14 protein-coding genes are annotated in these 18200 nt (G+C 63.4%); 5 read left to right on the top strand and 9 right to left on the bottom strand.

Annotation, left to right across the window (positions count from 1 at the left end; translation table 11 throughout):
* Positions 1-132 precede the first annotated feature (132 nt).
* Complete coding sequence (locus tag CKW37_RS08265) at positions 133-711, bottom strand: lytic transglycosylase domain-containing protein (protein ID WP_095155198.1); 579 nt, start codon at positions 709-711, stop codon at positions 133-135.
* A 176-nt stretch (positions 712-887) separates the two neighbouring features.
* Here CKW37_RS08265 and gspG point away from each other — a divergent pair, with 176 nt between their 5' ends.
* Both gspG and CKW37_RS08275 read left to right on the top strand, forming a co-directional pair.
* Positions 888-1310 carry a type II secretion system major pseudopilin GspG gene (gspG, locus tag CKW37_RS08270; protein ID WP_095155199.1) on the top strand — a complete coding sequence of 141 codons (423 nt, stop codon included), beginning with the start codon at positions 888-890 and terminating at the stop codon, positions 1308-1310.
* 11 nt (positions 1311-1321) lie between these two features.
* A complete protein-coding gene (locus tag CKW37_RS08275; protein ID WP_095155200.1) occupies positions 1322-2509 on the top strand; it encodes a type II secretion system F family protein in 1188 nt (395 codons plus the stop codon).
* A gap of 64 nt (positions 2510-2573) precedes the next feature.
* Here the strand turns inward: CKW37_RS08275 and CKW37_RS08280 are convergent, their stop codons facing one another.
* Positions 2574-3074 carry a hypothetical protein gene (locus CKW37_RS08280; protein WP_143501938.1) on the bottom strand — a complete coding sequence of 167 codons (501 nt, stop codon included), beginning with the start codon at positions 3072-3074 and terminating at the stop codon, positions 2574-2576.
* A 238-nt stretch (positions 3075-3312) separates the two neighbouring features.
* On the opposite strand from CKW37_RS08280, the gene CKW37_RS08285 reads away from it, so the two are divergent.
* A complete protein-coding gene (locus tag CKW37_RS08285; protein WP_159985237.1) occupies positions 3313-3570 on the top strand; it encodes an acyl carrier protein in 258 nt (85 codons plus the stop codon).
* Positions 3571-3687: 117 nt separating this feature from the next.
* Here CKW37_RS08285 and CKW37_RS08290 read toward each other — a convergent pair whose 3' ends face one another.
* On the bottom strand, positions 3688-4182 hold the full coding sequence (locus CKW37_RS08290; RefSeq protein WP_095155203.1) for a hypothetical protein: 495 nt from the start codon (positions 4180-4182) through the stop codon (positions 3688-3690).
* Between the two features lie 162 nt (positions 4183-4344).
* The gene (xerC, locus tag CKW37_RS08295; RefSeq protein ID WP_095155204.1) at positions 4345-5259 is read right to left on the bottom strand and encodes a tyrosine recombinase XerC; all 915 of its coding nucleotides are present in this window, start codon (positions 5257-5259) and stop codon (positions 4345-4347) included.
* Positions 5260-5401: 142 nt separating this feature from the next.
* On the opposite strand from xerC, the gene CKW37_RS08300 reads away from it, so the two are divergent.
* Together CKW37_RS08300 and CKW37_RS08305 are read left to right on the top strand one after the other, a co-directional pair.
* Positions 5402-6049, top strand: coding sequence for a DUF1345 domain-containing protein (locus CKW37_RS08300; protein ID WP_095155205.1), 648 nt, complete (start codon positions 5402-5404; stop codon positions 6047-6049).
* Between the two features lie 361 nt (positions 6050-6410).
* Complete coding sequence (locus CKW37_RS08305; protein ID WP_095155206.1) at positions 6411-6671, top strand: DUF1652 domain-containing protein; 261 nt, start codon at positions 6411-6413, stop codon at positions 6669-6671.
* Between the two features lie 3 nt (positions 6672-6674).
* Here the strand turns inward: CKW37_RS08305 and CKW37_RS08310 are convergent, their stop codons facing one another.
* From CKW37_RS08310 to CKW37_RS08330, 5 genes are all read right to left on the bottom strand, one after another.
* On the bottom strand, positions 6675-8759 hold the full coding sequence (locus tag CKW37_RS08310) for a bifunctional diguanylate cyclase/phosphodiesterase (RefSeq protein WP_095155207.1): 2085 nt from the start codon (positions 8757-8759) through the stop codon (positions 6675-6677).
* A gap of 199 nt (positions 8760-8958) precedes the next feature.
* Positions 8959-10443, bottom strand: coding sequence for an efflux transporter outer membrane subunit (locus CKW37_RS08315; RefSeq protein ID WP_095155208.1), 1485 nt, complete (start codon positions 10441-10443; stop codon positions 8959-8961).
* The gene (locus CKW37_RS08320) at positions 10440-13553 is read right to left on the bottom strand and encodes an efflux RND transporter permease subunit (protein WP_095155209.1); all 3114 of its coding nucleotides are present in this window, start codon (positions 13551-13553) and stop codon (positions 10440-10442) included. The genes CKW37_RS08315 and CKW37_RS08320 overlap by 4 nt, the downstream gene beginning before the upstream one ends.
* A 52-nt stretch (positions 13554-13605) precedes the next feature.
* The gene (locus CKW37_RS08325) at positions 13606-16704 is read right to left on the bottom strand and encodes an MdtB/MuxB family multidrug efflux RND transporter permease subunit (protein WP_095155210.1); all 3099 of its coding nucleotides are present in this window, start codon (positions 16702-16704) and stop codon (positions 13606-13608) included.
* Positions 16701-18017 (bottom strand): MdtA/MuxA family multidrug efflux RND transporter periplasmic adaptor subunit, encoded by a 1317-nt coding sequence (locus tag CKW37_RS08330; protein WP_095155353.1) that lies wholly within the window; start codon positions 18015-18017, stop codon positions 16701-16703. Before CKW37_RS08330 ends, CKW37_RS08325 begins: the two co-directional genes overlap by 4 nt.
* Positions 18018-18200 lie beyond the last annotated feature (183 nt).

Here is an 18200-nt window from a genome sequence, read left to right on the forward strand (position 1 = left end):
ATAGGCAGGTTGCAACCAACTGTAGGAGCGAGCTTGCTCGCGATGCGCCGCGCGGGCGGCGCTCGATCTTGAACGCGATGAAAACCTGGTGGCTAGCGCCTTTGGGCACCCCCGACTCCCCGAATAAACCCCTCACTCCCCCCGCAACCGCCGGTAATGCTTCAACACCTCCGGCACATACCGCTGCGTCTCGGCAAACGGCGGTATCACCCTGCCCCGGCTCAGCACCGCATCCGGCCCCGCGTTGTAGGCGGCGACGGCCAGGGCGATGTCGTTGTCGAACAGTTTCATCATGCGCTTGAGATATCGCGCGCCACCGTCGAGGTTAGCGGCGGGGTCGAGGGCGTTGCTCACGCCCAGCTCCTTCGCCGTCTCCGGCATCAACTGCATCAGGCCCATGGCCCCGGAACCGGAGCGGGCATTGGCGTCGTAGCGCGATTCGGCCTGGACCACCGCATGCAGCAAGGCCTCTGGCAGGTCGTTGGCCTTGGCCGCAGCGGCGATCAGTTCGGCATAGGGCTTGCCGGTCACCAGTTCCGCGCGGCTCGCGACCAGCCCGGGTTCGGCGATGACGCGCTGGTAGTGCCGCCCCTGTTGGTGAACGTTGGACAGGACATAGGCGCCACTGGCGCTGACGGAGATGTACACGTCGGCCTGGGCCGGCTGGACGCTGGCCAGCCAGGCCAGCAGTGCGGTGGTCACGATACGCATGATCGTCTCCTCCCGGTTTTCCCCAGAAAGTGGGGGTTATGCCCCGTTCGGGGCGGGCGTGGAGAGGTCAACGCAAGCACTGTGCCGCCCGCCGGAGCGCGGCGCCACGGGCCCCGACGCAGACGCGCACGGCCTTTGCATAAGCCATCTCACACGCTCTGGAGGAGGCCCCGGCCATGAACCGACAACGTCGCACGCAACACGGCTTCACCCTGCTCGAACTGCTGGTGGTGCTGGTGGTCCTGGGTCTGCTGGCCGGGATCGTCGCACCCCGCTACTTCAGCCAGTTGGGTCGCTCGGAAGCCAAGGTGGCGCGAGCGCAGATCGAAGGGCTGGGCAAGGCGCTGGACCTGTACCGGCTGGAAGTCGGCCGCTATCCGTCTTCCGAGCAGGGGCTGCAGGCGCTGGTCAGCGCCCCCAGTGACGAGGCGCGCTGGTCCGGGCCGTATTTGCAGAAGAAAGTGCCCGATGATCCGTGGGGCCATGCCTACATCTATCGCTACCCCGGCGAGAACGCCGAGTACGACCTGCTCTCGCTCGGCAAGGACGGCCAGCCCGGTGGCGACGGCGAAAACGCCGAAATCGCCAGTTGGCAGTAGGAGGCGCTGCCATGCGATTCAGGCTGAAAGCGTTGGGCAAGGCCGGGGTGGTCGCCCTGGAAATCGACGCCGCGGACCTTACCCAGGCCCGTGAACAGGCCGAGCGGCAAGGCTTGCGGGTGCTCAGCGCGAGCAGTGCCGAGCGCTTCGCACGCCTGCGCCGGCCGCGGCGCGAACACTTTGACCTGCTGCTGTTCAGCCAGGAGTTGGGCACCCTGCTGGACGCCGGCCTGCCACTGATCGATGCGCTGCAAAGCCTGGCGGAAAAAGAAAACGCGCCCCAGGCACGCAAGACCCTCGATGTCCTGGTGCGCCTGCTGTACGAGGGCAAATCCTGCTCCCAGGCGCTGGCGCAGTTGCCCGCGGTTTTCCCTCCGCTGTACGTGGCGCTGGTGCAGTCCAGCGAAAAGACCGGCGCCCTGGCCGAAGCCTTGCGCCGCTATGTCGGCTACCGCCAGCGCCTGGACGAGGTGCGGCAGAAGATCGTCAGTGCCTCGATCTACCCGCTGTTGCTATTGCTGGTGGGCGGCGGAGTGGTGCTGTTCCTGCTCGGCTACGTGGTGCCGCGCTTCAGCCTGGTGTTCGAAGGACTGGGCAGCAACCTGCCGTGGCTGTCGCAGTGGCTGATGTACGCGGGGTTGTTTCTGCAACGGCAGCAGACCGAACTGCTGGCCGCTTGCGTCGGGCTGTCGCTGGCCCTCGCGCTGCTCCAGCGCCAGCCGCCGGTGCGGCGCTGGCTGGGGCGGCAATTGCAGCGCTTGCCCGCCTTGCACCGTCGGCTGGTGATGTACGAACTGGCGCGGTTCTACCGTTCGCTGGGCATCTTGCTGCAAGGCGGCATCCCGATTCTCACGGCCATGGGCATGGCCCGCGGCCTGCTCGGCAGCAGCGCCGCCGAGCGCCTCGATCAGGCGTGCGAGCGGGTGCGCGAAGGTGTGTCGCTGTCGGCGGCGCTGGAGGCTGGCGAATTGGTCACGCCGGTGTCGCTGCGCTTGCTGCGGGCAGGCGAACAGTCGGGCAACGTCGGCCAGATGATGGAGCGCAGCGCGGACTTCTATGACGCCGAGATCGGGCGCTGGATCGAGTGGTTCGTGCGTTTGTTCGAACCGCTGCTGATGACGTTTATCGGACTGCTGATAGGGCTGATCGTGATCCTGATGTATATGCCAATCTTTGAACTGGCTTCTAGCATTCATTAGACGCTGAACAACGCGCAACAACGATCGGAGTGGATAAGCCCTCTCAGCACACACCGTTCCTTGATCAGTTCTTGCTCAGATCAATGTTGCTAATCGCGATAGGTGCACCGGGCTGGCCGTCTGCAGCCGGGTAATTCAACCTCACGGTTACAAACTTGGCTTCAGGAGGAACATCGACCACGAACCCGGCGCCGCCCCAACTGGGATAGGCAGGGATAGGCTTGAACGCGAACCAACCCTGGTTTCCACCATCGTTGAATTGCAGGCTCATCATTGGTTTATCCGAGTGTGGCTCTGTCGCCCCTTTTGAGAGCGCCTGCAATTGCATTGTCGTTTTCTGCGTTGCCCAATCCACCGGTGTTCCAGTCAATGGGAAAGCGGAGGCGATAAGCCTGAAGAGCCACGTCACGCCACCTTCGATGGGAAGGTCCGGCTGGGTAATCAGGGTACCCGGTTTCAAATTCACATATTTAGTCTGTTCATGCGTGCCAACTTCCACCAGGCGATCAGCTTTCCAACCGTCCAGGCCATCGATGAACTTGCCATTTTTAATAATGTTGCTCATTTCAGTCTCCTTATGTTCCTGCATCATCCAAGCCTCCGGCCGGAAGCCTCAGTACACGCTACGCCTGGGTCACTTATCTGGATACTGGTAGAAATGTCAGGTGCGGCGCTCATGTCAGATCACCGAATACGAACTTGCCTCGCACTTCAGCAATGACCAACTGATATTTCTGTCAGTTTTACTTCAACCAGGACTCTGCTGAAATAGCCCTGTCCCTTGTGGACTGCGGAGCATGATCATGAACATAACCAGCGATCCCGAAACACTCATCTATTCCATCGTCGCCGACAAAAAACACCTTCCCCACAACCAGGTAACGCGAGACAAGCGTTTTCGCGATGACCTCGCCGTCAACTCGATGGACGCACTGGAGATCCTGATCATGGTCGAGGATCAGTTCAGCATTGAAATCCCCGATGAAGTCAGTATTGATTTCGCGACAGTTGGCCAACTGATCGAACACGTGAAAGTGTGCTGTGAAAGGCCAATCGAATGATCCAGCGAAACATACCGGTTTAAATAACCCACGCCACGCTTACCCGAGAAGTCAGCCGCCGAATGCCGACAACTTCTCGGGTTTTTCTGGCCCATGAATACCGTGGGCATGCGCCACTTACTTGCGGTTCAAGGCTTTGATGATTTCAACATTGGTGACGCCCATCTCGATATCAGGCTGGGACTCTCCGGACGGGATGACAATAGTTGCGATCCCGGACTTAAATCCCACTGGCGCCGTGAATCTGAACGCGGCCAATCCCCACGATGGATAGGCGACACAACGCCGCGTGATGATGTGTGTCATGGCACCATCGAACAAGGACACCGACATGTAGGCCAGGAGAAAACCATCAGACCGTACTGGCCAGGTAGACGGTTCTGAATCGCCGAATGACAGACTGGAGTCATTTTCCAATGGCAGTGCGCTGGTTTCCAGGCGGAAGAGGTAGTCAGTGCCGCCCTCGAGGCCACTGAATGCCTGACGAATCTGGATGCCTTGCCCAAAGTAGGCGTAATGCAAGCCACCGTCTTCGGCGGTGTTCACCAGATGATTGGCTTTCCAATCGGCCAACCCCTGACGAAAATCACCATTGCGGATAATGTTGTCCATGTTACAGGTCCTCGACTGAGTCATTAAAAGTCACCAGATAACTATCAACGTTGCTGATGCTGGTGACGCTCAGGCTAGGGCAATACGAATGTTCCTGAAACTGACAGAAATATCAGGTATCCCGAGCAGGAAAGTTGCCGTGACGATGGTTGAACCGCCGGTTCAATAGTCATACCGATCCACCGCCCGCCGCCGTTCATTGTCGTCGCGCATGTCGTAGTTGGCGGTGGTCTGGATGTTGCTGTGGTGCGCCAGTTTCTGGGCAATCGACAGGTCGTGTTCTTCGATCACCCGGGTAATGAAGGACCGGCGGAAATCATGGGGCATGATCTTCACGCCGACCTGCTGACCGCGCTGGCGGGCGATGTAATAGATGGCGTGCTTGGTGATGCGTTCGCGGGTGATGTGGCTACCGCGACGGATGCGGTTGAACAGGAAGCTGTCGTCTTCCTGGCCCGCCGGCAATTGCTCGCGGCGGAACGCCAGCCAGGCATTGAGCTTTTCGAAGGCCCAGACCGGCGCGTACTTGATCAGTTGTTTGTTGCCCTTGCCCAGCACCCGCAGGCTGCGCTCGGCGAAATCCACCTGGGCCAGGTCGAGGTTGACCGACTCGGACTTGCGCATGCCGGTGCCGTAGAGCAAGGCGATCACCGCGGCATCACGCAGCCCCTGCGGCCGTGGGTCGGCGGCGCAGACGTCCATCAGTTCGCGAATCAACGTGCGCTTGAGGTTGCGCCCCACCGGCAGGCGCGTGCCCTGCACCGCCTTGACCTCGCGGATGCGCAGCAGGCGCTCCTGGTCGATCAGACCGAGGCGCCAGGCTTCGTTCATCACCCCGCGAATGGCGTTGACGTACAGCGACGAGCTGTTGGGCGCGTAGCCATCGCTGCGCAACACCGCCACCAGATCGGTCACGTGCGCGGGATCGAGCTGGTGCCAGGGCACTTCGACGATATCGATGCCGTCGAAACCGAGGCGGTCGGCGGCGTCCTGAAGGATGTACTTCATGGTCAACTGGCTGGAAGGCGCCAGCCGGGCGAGGTATTGCAGCAGCGGGTTGGGCAGTGACTCAGGCAAACCGTGGGGTTCCTCGATAGCGGGGGCGGTAACCGAAGGCGCGCAGGATGACCGAGCGCACCCGCTCGGGCAAGCCCTTTTGCCTGACGGCAATGCCGCCGAAGGACTACAGTTGGCGCATCCGTAACTGCAGCGAGTTCACATGGCACTTCACAAACTGGTCCATACCCATCCACGGCTGAGCGCCGCCGCCTTGATCGGGATTCTCGGCGGTTTCTTTATCCCCGCAGGCGACACCGTGCAGCATGTGCTGGCGGGCTGGAACCTCGCGGTCTGGCTGTACCTGGCGCTGGTGTTGGGCCTGACCCTCGGCGCCACGCCTGAAACCGTGCGCCGCACCGCCGATGTCGAAGACGAGAACGCCGCGCTGGTGTTGTTCGTGGTCAGTATCGCCGCCGTGGCCAGCCTGGCCGCGGTGACCCTGCAACTGGCCGGCAGTGGTGATCTGCACGGAGAGGAAATGCTCCTTCACTACGGCTATACCGGGCTAACGGTCGCCGGTTCCTGGCTGCTGATCGGCACCATCTTCAGCCTGCATTACGCTCGCCTGTTTTACACCAGTGAGAGCAGTGAGCCGCTGCTGCGGTTCGCTGATGGTGAGCGCCACCCCGATTACTGGGACTTCCACTATTTTTCGTTCACCTTGAGCGTCGCGGTGCAGACGTCGGATATCGGTGTCGGGGGGCGCGGGATGCGTCGGGTGGTGCTGGCTCATTCGGTGATCGGCTTTGTCTTCAATACGGCCATTCTTGGGTTTACCTTGAATATTGCTGCCGGGCTGCTGAGCTGAATCAGGCCTTCATGGGGGCCGGGGGCGATGGATAACCCACAGCACCAATACCCAATCCCAAAGTCCATCCCCAGTACCCCGCGAAGAACCTGAAACAGGGAACTCACAGCCGCCGGTCGGAAAACCAAACCCCACAGTGCCAGACCGACTAGCGGTCGCCATGCCCCGAACAACAGAGAAACCGTTTGCCCTGCACCTTCGGGTAAAGCGGAATGTGACACCCATCATGGAACAGGAAAAACAACCGGGAATTATTCCCGTTCACGCGGTTCATTGCTGCTATGGTTAGTCACTGGCCCCAAAGGTCAGGATTTCGGGATGTCATTCAGGGTTATCGGCAGCACGATACAAGGAGGCCTGTATGAACAAGCTCACGTTTCCAGGCGCATGCCAGATGATGCGCTGGCATTTCCATCCGCTGGGCTTCGAGGCCACCATGGACGCCCCGCGCAGCATGGTTGCCCGTCTGTTCGACCGCGCCACCGGCGAGACCTTGCTGGCCATTGCTGGCATCCCTTGCTCCACCGTCATGGCCGCCCACGATGTGGAACGGATCATCGAAGCGGTGGAGGACGAACTGGAAGCCTTCCAGCCGTCCTGCGCCCTGCAGCGCACCGCCTGACCGTCAGGGTCGGGCCTGGTTAGTCATCACCTTCTCGATATCACTCAGAAAACGCTCGGCCGGCACCGGCTGGCCGAGCAAGTAACCCTGCAACGAATCACAGCCCAGCCGCGTCAGGAAATCCTGTTGACGGTCGGTTTCCACGCCTTCGGCAACGATCCGCAAACCCAAAGCCTGCCCCAGGGCGACGATTGCCGAGACGATCGCCGCATCATCGCTGTCGTGCTCCAGGTCGCGGACGAAACCGCGGTCGATCTTCAGCTCGTTGGCCGGCAGACGCTTGAGGTACATCAGGCTCGAATAGCCGGTGCCAAAGTCATCGATCGACAAATCCACGCCCATGTCCGACAGCCGCTGCAGCACGCAGAGGCTGGCGTCGGCATCGTGCATGGCGGTAGTTTCGGTGATTTCCAGGGTCAGGCTGTTGGGCGGCAGGTTGTTGCGTTCGAGCGCCGCGGCCACGCTGTCGACCAGTCCGGCATGGCAGAACTGGATGGCCGAGAGGTTGACCGCAATGCGCCAGTCGCTATGGCCCTGGTCGAACCAGATGCGCATCTGCCGGCAGGCTTCTTCCAGCACCCATTCGCCAATGGGGATGATCAGGCCGGTCTTTTCCGCGAGGACGATGAAGCGGTCCGGCAGCAGCAGGCCCATGCTCGGGTGGTCCCAGCGCACCAGCGCCTCGGCACCGATCGGATGACGGCCCACGGCGTCGAACTTGGGCTGGTAGAACAGCCGGAACTGCTTCTGCTCCACCGCCGTGCGCAAATCCTGAAGCAATTGCAGTTGCAGGCGCGCGTTGCTGTTCATCGATACGTCGAAGAAGCTGTAGCCATTCTTGCCCGCGTTCTTGGCGTGGTACATGGCGGCGTCGGCGTTGCGCAGCAACTCGTGCTGGTCATTGCCGTTGCCGGGATAGAGCACGATGCCGATGCTGGCGGAAATCTGCAGGCTCTGCTCCGCCACGCGGAAGGAACGGGAGACCAGATTGACCTGTTTTGCCGCGACGCTGACCGCGTCGTCCGGATCTTCCAGCTCAACCAGCAGGACGAATTCGTCACCGCCGATCCGCGCCAGGGTGTCCTGGCTGTGCAGATGGCCGCGCAAGCGCAGGGCGACTTCCTTGAGCAACTGGTCACCGGTGTGGTGGCCGAAGGCATCGTTGACCGGCTTGAAGCCGTCCAGATCGATGAACATCAGCGCAAAACAACCGCCATGTTCCGCCACTTTGCTCATCGCCTGGTCGATGCGGTCGGCCAGCAGGGTGCGGTTGGGCAAGCCGGTCAGGGTGTCGTGCAGCGCCAGTTGGGTGAGTTCCTGGTTGGCGAGGGTCAGCGAGCGCGCCAGATCAGCGGTGCGCGCCTCGAGACGGGCGTCCAGCACCGAGGTCAACAGGGCCACGGCAAGCACCGCCAGGGTGGTGATCAGCACCAGATAATCGAGGCCATCGCCGCTCACGCCCTCGTTGAAGGCGCCGCAGAAACTGCCCTCGGGGAAGTTCGCCGCGGCCATGCCGGTGTAGTGCATGCCGACAATCGCCACGCCCATGACCACCGCCGCCCCGCCGCGTATCTGGCGTACATAGGGCGTGTGGCGGCGCAGGCGGAAGGCGATCCACAGCGCCGCCATCGACGCCCCGACTGCGATCAGCAGCGACAGGCCAAACAGCGCCACGTCGTACTCGATACCCGGCTGCATGCGCAGCGCCGCCATGCCGGTGTAGTGCATGCAACTGATACCCGCGCCCATGATCCCGGCGCCCAGCAGCAACATGTGTAGCGGCAGGCTGGTCTGGCTGACCAGCCACAGGGCAAAGCCCGAAGACAGTACCGCGATGACCAGCGACAGCACGGTCAGGGTGAGGTCGTAGCCCAACTGGATCGGCAGGCTGAAGGCAAGCATGCCGATGAAATGCATCGACCAGATGCCCATGCCCATGGCCAGCGCGCCACCGCCCATCCACAGATAGACCGCCCGCCCCTTGGCCGTGGCCAGGCGTCCGGTGAGGTCAAGGGCGGTGTAGGAAGCCAGGATCGCCACACACAGAGAGATGACGACCAGAGTAGGTGAGTAACTGCCAATCAACATGAGGCTTTCCACGAATGGGGCTGGATAGGGCAATTTGCCAGCCCATAAAAGCCGATGATTGTACTCAACCTTTCGCGAAACGCACGGAGTTTCAGCCGGTTGGTGAAGGGTGATTTGGCGCGGAACTGTGGGAGCTGTTAGCCGCGAAGGGCCGCTCCCACAGAATCATGCGTGGCCGACGCTTTGCGACGGCGGCGGATCACTCCTCGGTAAACGCCTGTTGCGCATCCCAGCCACCGCCCAAGGCCGCGATCAACTGCACGCTGGCCACCAACCGACCCTGCAACAGGGTCAGCGCACTTCGCTCGTTGCTCAGGGCGGTGGTCTGCACGTTGACCACATCCAGATAGCCGATCAGCCCTGCCCGGTACTGGTTCTCGGTCAGACGCAGCGATTCACGCGCCGATTCCAGCGCCTCCTGGCGCACATTCGCCTCGTCGCCGTAGACCTTGAGCTGGACCAGGTAGTTTTCCACTTCGCGGAAACCATCCAGTACGGTCTGCCGGTACTGCGCCACGGTCTGGTCGTAGACCGCCACGGTACGGTCGACTTCCGCCGAACGCTTGCCGGCATCGAACAGGGTCATGGCCAGGCTCGGGCCCACCGACCAGAAGCGGTTCGGCAAGCTGATCCAGTTGCTGAAGGTGCTACTGCTGTAGCCACCGCTCAAGCTCAGGCTCAAATCCGGGAAGTAAGCGGCGCGGGCAACACCGATTCCGGCGTTAGCCGCCATGACCTTGCGCTCGGCCGAGGCGATATCGGGACGTCGCTCCAGCAGTTGCGAGGGCAATTCCAGCGGAATCTGCGGCAACCCCGGGATCGTGGTGGTCGGCGCCAGGGCGAACTCCGCCGGCAGCTTGCCCATCAGCACGGCGATGGCGTTTTCCAGTTGCGCGCGCTGCCAGACCAGGTCCACCAGGTCAGCCTCGGTGCTCTTGAGCTGGGTTTGCGCCTGGGCCACCGCGTCCTTGCCGGAAACCCCCGCCTTGTACTGGTTCTGGGTCATTTTCAGCGAGCGCTGATAGGTCGCCAGGGTCGCTTCAAGCAGCCGCTTCTGTTCGTCCATCACGCGCAATTGCAGGTAGTTTTGTACCAGCTCGGACTGCAGGCTCAGGCGCATCGCCGCCATGTCGGCCAGGCTCGCTTCGGCACTCGCCTCGTCGGCATTCAGGCCTTCACGCAGCTTGCCCCACAGGTCGATTTCCCAACTGACGCCCAACTGGGTGCTGTAGGTGTCGCGGATACCGCTGCTGTTGTTGCTCAGGCTCGAACTGCTGCTGCCGGTGCCCTGGCTGGAACGGGTCTTGCCGGCGCTGAGGTCGAGGCTGGGGAACAGCGACGCGCGGGAGCTGCGCACCAGGGCCTGGGCCTGACGGTACTGGGCCTCGTACTGGCGCACGGTCTGGTTGCTGGCATTGAGCTGCTCGACCAGCGCGTTCAGTTGCGCGTCGCCGTACAGCTCCCACCAGGCGCCGCGGGCCAGCGCGTCGGACGGGTTGGCCTGGGTCCAGCCTTCGGCATGCTTGAACGGCACCGCGGTATTCATCTCCGGGCGCTGGTAATCGGGACTCAAGGTGCAAGCGCTGAGCATCGCCACGCACAGGCTGGCCGCCAGCAGGCGCGAGCCCCGGGCGCCGAGCAGGCGCAGCAGCGAAGAATCGGAAAGCAAGACAGGTTGACTCATAGCGGGGTTTCCAGGGCAGCGTCGGTCCGCACTCCGCGCCAGCGGTTGAAGCGATGGCGCAGACGGTCCAGATAGAGGTAGACCACCGGGGTGGTGTAAAGCGTGAGCATCTGGCTGAAGACCAGGCCGCCGATGATGGTCACGCCCAGCGGCTGGCGCATTTCCGAGCCTTCGGCGGTGCCGAGCAACAGCGGCAAGGCGCCGAGAATCGCGGCCAGGGTGGTCATCAGGATCGGTCGCAGGCGCAGCAGGCAGGCGCGGCGGATCGATTCTTCCGGGCCGAGGCCCTCATGACGCTCCAGTTGCAGCGCCAGGTCGATCATCAGAATGGCGTTCTTCTTGACCACGCCGATCAGCAGGAACAGCCCCAGCAGCGAGATCAGGCTGAACTCGCCACCGGTGACGTAGAGCGTAAGCAAGGCCCCTACCCCGGCCGACGGCAGGGTCGAGAGGATGGTCAGCGGGTGAATGTAGCTTTCGTACAAGATGCCCAGCACCAGGTACACCAGCACCAGGGCGCCAAGAATCATCAGCGGCTGGCCTTGCTGGGTTTTGCTGAAGGCGTCGGCGGTGCCGCCAAGCTTGGCGATCACCGACTCCGGCAAGCCGACCTTGGCCACCGCCCGCTCCACCGCGGCCAGGGCCTGATCGGGGCTGTGGCCTTCGGCGACATCGAAAGAGATGTCCTCGGAGGCGAACTGCCCTTCGTGGCTGACCCGGTCGTTGGCCAGGCTGTTCTCGTAACGGGCGAACGTGGACAGCGGCACCCGCGCGCCATCGGCGGTGATCACCTCGACCTGCTCCAGGGTGCTGGGGTCCTGGGCATATTTCGGGTTGATCTCCATCACCACCTGATACTGATTGAGGCTGTCGTAGATGGTGGAGATCTGCCGCTGGCTGTAGGCGTTGTTCAGCACCGCGGTGACCATGCTCATGTCGATGCCCAGGCGCTTGGCCTGCTCGCGGTCGACCACCAGGGTCACCTGCTGGGTGCCGCTGCCGTCACGGGCGTCGATGGCGGTCAGTTCCGGCAGCGCGCGCAGCGCCGCCACGACTTTCGGGTACCACTCGCGCAGCGCCTGCAAATCACCGCTCTGCAAGGTGTAGAGGTACTGCGAAGTGGTCTGGTCGCGGCCACCGCCACCCAGTTGCAGGTCCTGGTCGGCCATCAGGAACAGGCGGCCGCCCGGCACTTGTGGCATTTCCTTGCGCAGCCGCTCGATCACCTTCTGCGCGTCCAGCTTGCGCTCGGCAATCGGCTTGAGGCGCACCAGCACCATGGCGTTGTTGGTGCCGCTGTTGCCGCCGATAAAGCCGGCCACGCTCTGCACCGCCGGATCGGCGAGCAAGGCGCGGCGGTAGATTTCCATTTTCGGCTGCATCACGGTGAACGACAGGCCGTCATCGCCGCGGATGAAGCCCTGCAACTGGCCGGTATCCTGCTGCGGCATCAGGGTCTTGGGCACCACCACATACAGCGCGATATTCACGCCGATGGCCAGCAGCAGGCTGAACAAGGTCAGCTTGCGATGGCGCAGCGCCCAGCCGAGGCTGCGGTCGTAGCCGGCGATCATGCGTCGGTTCAGGCTGTCGCTCCAGCGTTGCAGGCGGGTCTGTCCGGCGTCGTGGGCATGGGGCTTGAGCCAGCGGGCGCAGAGCATCGGGGTCAGGGTCAGCGACACCACCAGCGAGACAATGATCGCCGACGCCATGGTGATGGAGAACTCGCGGAACAGCGCATTGACAATGCCGCCCATGAACAGGATCGAGACAAACACCGCCACCAGCGACACGTTCATCGACAGCAGGGTGAACCCCACTTCCTTGGCCCCGAGGTAGGCCGCGCGCATCGGCGGCTGGCCGTCCTCGATATGCCGGGAAATGTTCTCCAGCACCACGATGGCGTCGTCCACCACCAATCCGGTAGCAAGGATCAGCGCCATCAGCGACAGGTTGTTCAGCGAGAAACCGCACAGGTACATCACCGCGAAGGTGCCCACCAGCGACACCGGCACCGCCAGCGTCGGGATCAGCGAAGCGCGGAAATTGCCGAGGAACAGGTAGACCACCAGGATCACCAGCACCACCGCGATCAACAGGGTGTGCTCGGCTTCCTTGAGGGTCGCCTTGATCACCGGCGAACGGTCCATGGCGATGTTCAACTGGACGCTGGACGGCAGCAGCGACTGCAGCGCCGGCAACTGCGCCTTGATCTGCTCCACGGTCTCGATGATGTTGGCGCCGCTCTGGCGGTTGATCACCAGCAGCACCGCCTCGTCGTCGTTGAAGAAGCCGCTGTTGTAGCGGTTTTCCACGCCGTCGGTGACTTTCGCCACATCGCTCAGGCGCAGCACCGAACCGTTCTGGTAACGGATCACCAGCGGCTCGTAGTCCTTGGCTTTCTCCAGTTGGTCATTGGCGCGCACCTGCCAGTTGCGGCCAGCATCCTCGACGAAGCCCATGGGCCGGCGCTGGTTGGCCGCGGCCACCGTCTCGCGCACATCGTCCAGGGACAGGCCGTACTGAGTGAGCCTTTTCGGCTCCAGCTCGATGCGCACCGCCGGCAGCGAGCTGCCGCCGATCTGCACCTCGCCCACGCCGGACACCTGGGACAGGCTCTGGGACAGGATGGTCGACGCCAAATCGTACAACTGCCCCTTCTGCAACACTTCGGAGGTCAGCGACAGCACCATGATCGGTGCCTGCGACGGGTTGATCTTCTTGTAGGTAGGCATGCTGCGCATGCCGCTCGGCAATAGGTTGCGCGTGGCGTTGATCGCCGCCTGCACTTCCCGTGCGGCGCCGTCGATGTCACGGTCGAGGTCGAAGCCGAGAATCACCCGGGTCGAGCCCTGGCTGGAACTGCTGGTCAGGGTGGTGACGCCGGCGATGGTGCCCAGCTTGCGCTCCAGCGGCGTCGCCACCGTCGCCGCCATGACCTCGGGGCTGGCCCCCGGCAGGCTGGCCGAGACCACGATCACCGGGAAGTCCATCTTCGGCAGCGGCGCCACCGGCAACAGGCCGAAGCTGACGCCACCCAACAGCAAGATCGCCAGGCTCAGCAGCATGGTCGCCACCGGGCGACGGATAAATGGGCCGGACAGGTTCAAGAGCAGCTCCCCGTGACACTCGGCAAACTGCAAGCAGGGTTGTGGAGGCTGATCACACCGCTTCCTCCACAACGTTCTGTTCAGGTTTGAAACGGCGCGCCAGGCGATCAAAGTACAGGTAGATCACCGGCGTGGTGAACAGCGTGAGGACCTGGCTGACCAGCAGCCCGCCGACCATCACCAGGCCCAGCGGCTGGCGCAGCTCGGCGCCGGAGCCGGTGGCGAGCATCAGCGGCACGGCGCCGAACAACGCCGCCAGGGTGGTCATCAGGATCGGCCGGAAACGCAGCAGTGCGGCCTGGTAGATCGCGGTTTGCGGGTCCATGCCCTGGTGGCGTTCGGCTTCGAGGGCGAAGTCGATCATCATGATCGCGTTTTTCTTGACGATACCGATCAGCAGGATGATGCCGATGATGGCGATCATCCCCAGGTCATTGCCGGTGAGGATCAGCGCCAGCAAGGCGCCCACCGCCGCCGACGGCAGGGTCGAGAGGATGGTGATCGGGTGGATGTAGCTCTCGTAGAGCACGCCGAGCACGATGTACATGGTTACCACGGCGGCGAGCACCAGCAGCAGCGTGCTCGACAGCGACGCCTGGAAGGCCTCGGCCGCACCCTGGAAGCGGGTCTGCACGCCCAGCGGCATGCCGATGTCCTTCTGCACCTGCTCGATGACCTGCACCGCCTCGCCCAGGGATACGCCTTCGGCCAGGTTGAACGACATCATCACCGCCGGGAACTGGCCGATATGAGCGATAGCCAGTTGCGCCTGACGTTCCTCGACGCGAGCCAGGGCCGACAGCCGGACCTGCGCGCCGTCGGTGGTCTTGACGTAGATCTGGTCCAGCACCTTGGGCCCGATGCTCGACGCGGCGGCGGCCTGCAGCACCACACGGTACTGGCTGGCCTGGGTGTAGATGGTGGAAATCTGCCGCTGGCCAAAGGCGTCATACAGCGCATTGGTGATTTCCGAGACGGTCACGCCGAGGCGGCTGGCGGCGTCGCGGTCGATCACCAGGAAGACTTGCAGGCCCTTGTCCTGCAAGTCACTGGCAACGTCGGTGAGTTCCGGCCGCTGTTGCAGGGTCTGCACCAGGGTGTCGCTCCACGTCGACAGCAACTCGGCATCCGGCGAAGACAGGCTGAACTGGTACTGGGTGCGGCTGACCCGGTCCTCGATGCTCAGGTCCTGCACCGGCTGCATGAACAGGCGGATGCCGCTGAGGCGGTCGACCCGTGGTTGCAGGCGGGCGATCACCTGGGCCGCGGTGAGGTCGCGCTCGCCGTGGGGCTTGAGGTTGATCAGCAGGCGACCGCTGTTCAGCGTCGCGTTGTCGCCATCGACACCGATATAGGACGACAGGCTTTCCACCGCCGGGTCTTCGAGGACCAACGCGGCCAGTTCCTGCTGGCGCTGGCTCATGGCGGTGAAGGAAATCGACTGCGGCGCCTCGGAAATACCCTGGATCACCCCGGTGTCCTGCACCGGGAAGAAGCCCTTGGGCACCACCAGATACAGCAGCACGGTCAGGCCCAGGGTCGCCACCGCCACCAGCAAGGTCAGCGGCTGGTGCCGCAGGACCCACTGCAGGCCGCGGCCATAATGCTCGATCATCCAGTCGATCCAGGCACCGCTGGCACGGTAGAAACGGCCCTGCTCTTCTTCCTTCGGCTCGCGCTTGAGCAAGCGCGCGCACATCATCGGCGTCAGGGTCAGGGACACCACCAGGGAAATCAGGATCGCCACCGCCAGGGTGATGGCGAATTCGCGGAACAGCCGCCCCACTACATCGGCCATGAACAGCAGCGGGATCAATACCGCGATCAGCGAGAAGGTCAGCGAGATCAGGGTGAAACCGATCTGCCGGGCGCCCTTGAGCGCCGCCTGCAACGGCGTCTCCCCTTCCTCGATATGGCGGGCGATGTTCTCCAGCATGACGATGGCATCGTCCACCACGAAACCGGTGGCGATGGTCAGCGCCATCAGGGTCAGGTTGTTGATCGAGAAGCCGGCCAGGTACATCACGCCGAAGGTGCCGATCAACGACAGCGGCACCGCGACCGACGGAATAATGGTCGCACTGACCCGGCGCAGGAACAGGAACGTGACCATCACCACCAGGGCGATGGCGATCAGCAGTTCATGCTGCACATCCTTGACCGAGGCGCGGATGGTCTGGGTGCGGTCGGTGAGCACCGCCACGTCGAGGCCGGCCGGCAGGTTGTCGGTGATCGACGGCAGCATCTGCTTGATCCGGTCCACCACCTCGATGACGTTGGCCCCCGGCTGGCGCTGGATGTTCAGCAACACCGCCTGGTTCTGGTTGGCCCAGGCCGCCAGGCGCTCGTTCTCGGCGCCGTCGACGATCTCGGCGACATCCTTCAGGCGCAGCGGCGCGCCGTTGGCGTAGGCGAGGATCAGGTTGGCGTATTCCTCGGGGGAGCGCAGTTGGTCGTTGGCGTCGAGCATCGACACCCGGGTCGGGCCGTCGAAGTTGCCCTTGGGCTGGTTGACGTTGGAGGCACCGACCAAGGTGCGCACATCGGCAAGGTTCAGGCCCGCCGAGGCCAGCGCCTCGGGGTTGACCTTGATCCGCACCGCCTGGCGCTGGCCGCCGGCGATGCTGACCATGCCGACGCCGCTGATCTGGGCGATCTTCTGCGCCATGCGGGTATCGACCAGGTCATTGAGCTTGGGCAACGGCATGGTCTTCGAGGAAATCGCCAGGGTCAGCACCGGGGTGTCCGCCGGGTTGACCTTGTTGTACACCGGCGGTGCCGGCAGGTCGCTGGGCAGCAGGTTACTGGCGGCGTTGATCGCGGCCTGGACCTGTTGCTCGGCGACATCCATGTTCATTTCCAGGCTGAAGCGCAGGGTCAGCACCGACGCGCCACCGGAACTGGTGGACGCCATCTGGGTCAGGCCCGGCATCTGTCCGAACTGGCGCTCCAGCGGCGCGGTCACGGCGCTGGTCATTACCTGCGGACTGGCGCCGGGATACAGGGTCATGACCCGGATGGTCGGGTAATCCACCTGGGGCAAGGCCGCCACCGGCAGCAATTTGTAGGCGATCAGGCCGGCCAGGACGATGGCCAGCATGCTCAGCGTGGTGGCAACCGGACGGAGGATGAACAGCCGCGAGAGGTTCATGCGCCAGCCTTGCCTTGACGGGCCGGACGCTCAGGCACGGCCGAGACATCGTTCTTGTCCTGGCCTTGCAAATGCTGGCCGGGCGTCGTCGGGACCTCGGCGGCGTCGTCCACCACGTCAACCACGGTGCCGTCGCGCAGGCGATCGGTGCCTTCCAGCACCACCCGCTCGCCCTTGGCCAGGCCTTCCTTGATCACCGTGCGCTCGCCGTCGCTGGCGCCCAGCTTGAGGGTGCGGATATGCACCTTGTTCTCGGCGTCCACGACATAGACGAAGGTACCGTTGGTGCCGAACTGGATCGCCGCCGCCGGGGCGGTGATCACGTCTTTCTGGGTATCGGCGAGCAGGCGCACGTTGACGAACTGGTTGGGGAACAGCGCTTCGTCCTGGTTCTCGAAACGCGCCTTGAATTTCAGCGTGCCGGTGGTGATGTCGATCTGGTTGTCGAGGCTGCGCAGCACACCGACGGCCTGCTGGCGAGTGTCGCCGCGGTCCCAGGCCTCGACCGGCAGCGGCGCGCCACTGCGGAAGCGCGCGAGCACGGTGTCCAGGTCGGTTTCCGGCAGGGTGAAGGCGACGGTGATCGGCTGGGTCTGGGTGATCACCACCAGCGCGGTGGTGTCGTTGGCCGCCACCAGGTTGCCCAGGTCCAGTTGACGCAGGCCGAGGCGACCACCGATAGGCGCGCGGATTTTAGTGAAGTCGAGGTTCAGCTTGGCGTCGTTGACCGCCGCCTGGTTGGTCTTGATCGTGCCTTCGTACTGCGCGACCAGCGCGGCCTGGGTATCGAGGGTCTGCTTGGCGATGCTGTCTTCGGCGAACAAGCCTTTATAGCGCCCAAGGTCAATCTGGGCGTTCTTCAGTTGCGCCTGGTTCTGCGCCAGAGTGCCTTCGGCCTGCTGCAGGGCGATCTGGTAGCTGCGCGGATCGATCTCGGCGAGCAGGTCGCCGGCCTTGACCTGCTGGCCTTCCTGGAAGTGCACCTTGACCAACTCCCCCGCCACCCGGCTGCGCACGTTGACCGTGTTGGTCGCGGTGACCGTGCCCAGCGCCTTGTAATACAGCGGGAAGTCGCCCACCGCTGCGGACGCTACGCGCACCGGAACCGTGGCGGTCGAGTTGCCGAAGCCCGGACGCCCCGGACCACCCATGGGACCCGCGCCGCCGCGCCGGCCCACTGCCGGCGCCTCGCTCTTGGCCGGGGCCTTGGTTGTCGTCGATGCCGGCCACAGCCACCAGCACAGGCCGGCGACCAGCAACAGAATCAACAGGCTGAACAGCCAGCGGCGGGAAGAACGGGAGGAAGATTGCATGGGTTGACCGACCATATCTGCGCAGGAAACTTTGAAGGAGGCTGAACGATAAGCACTCGGGACCGATTAGCAAAGCGCCTTTACCGGCAATTTACTGATCACTGACGTAGCCAAGGCCCTGAACTTTAAATGAAAACGGCCTGGACAAAGCCAGGCCGTCATCACGTTTCAGGTTTTTGCGGG

The sequence above is a fragment of the Pseudomonas sp. Irchel 3E13 genome (assembly GCF_900187455.1).
GTDB lineage: Bacteria > Pseudomonadota > Gammaproteobacteria > Pseudomonadales > Pseudomonadaceae > Aquipseudomonas.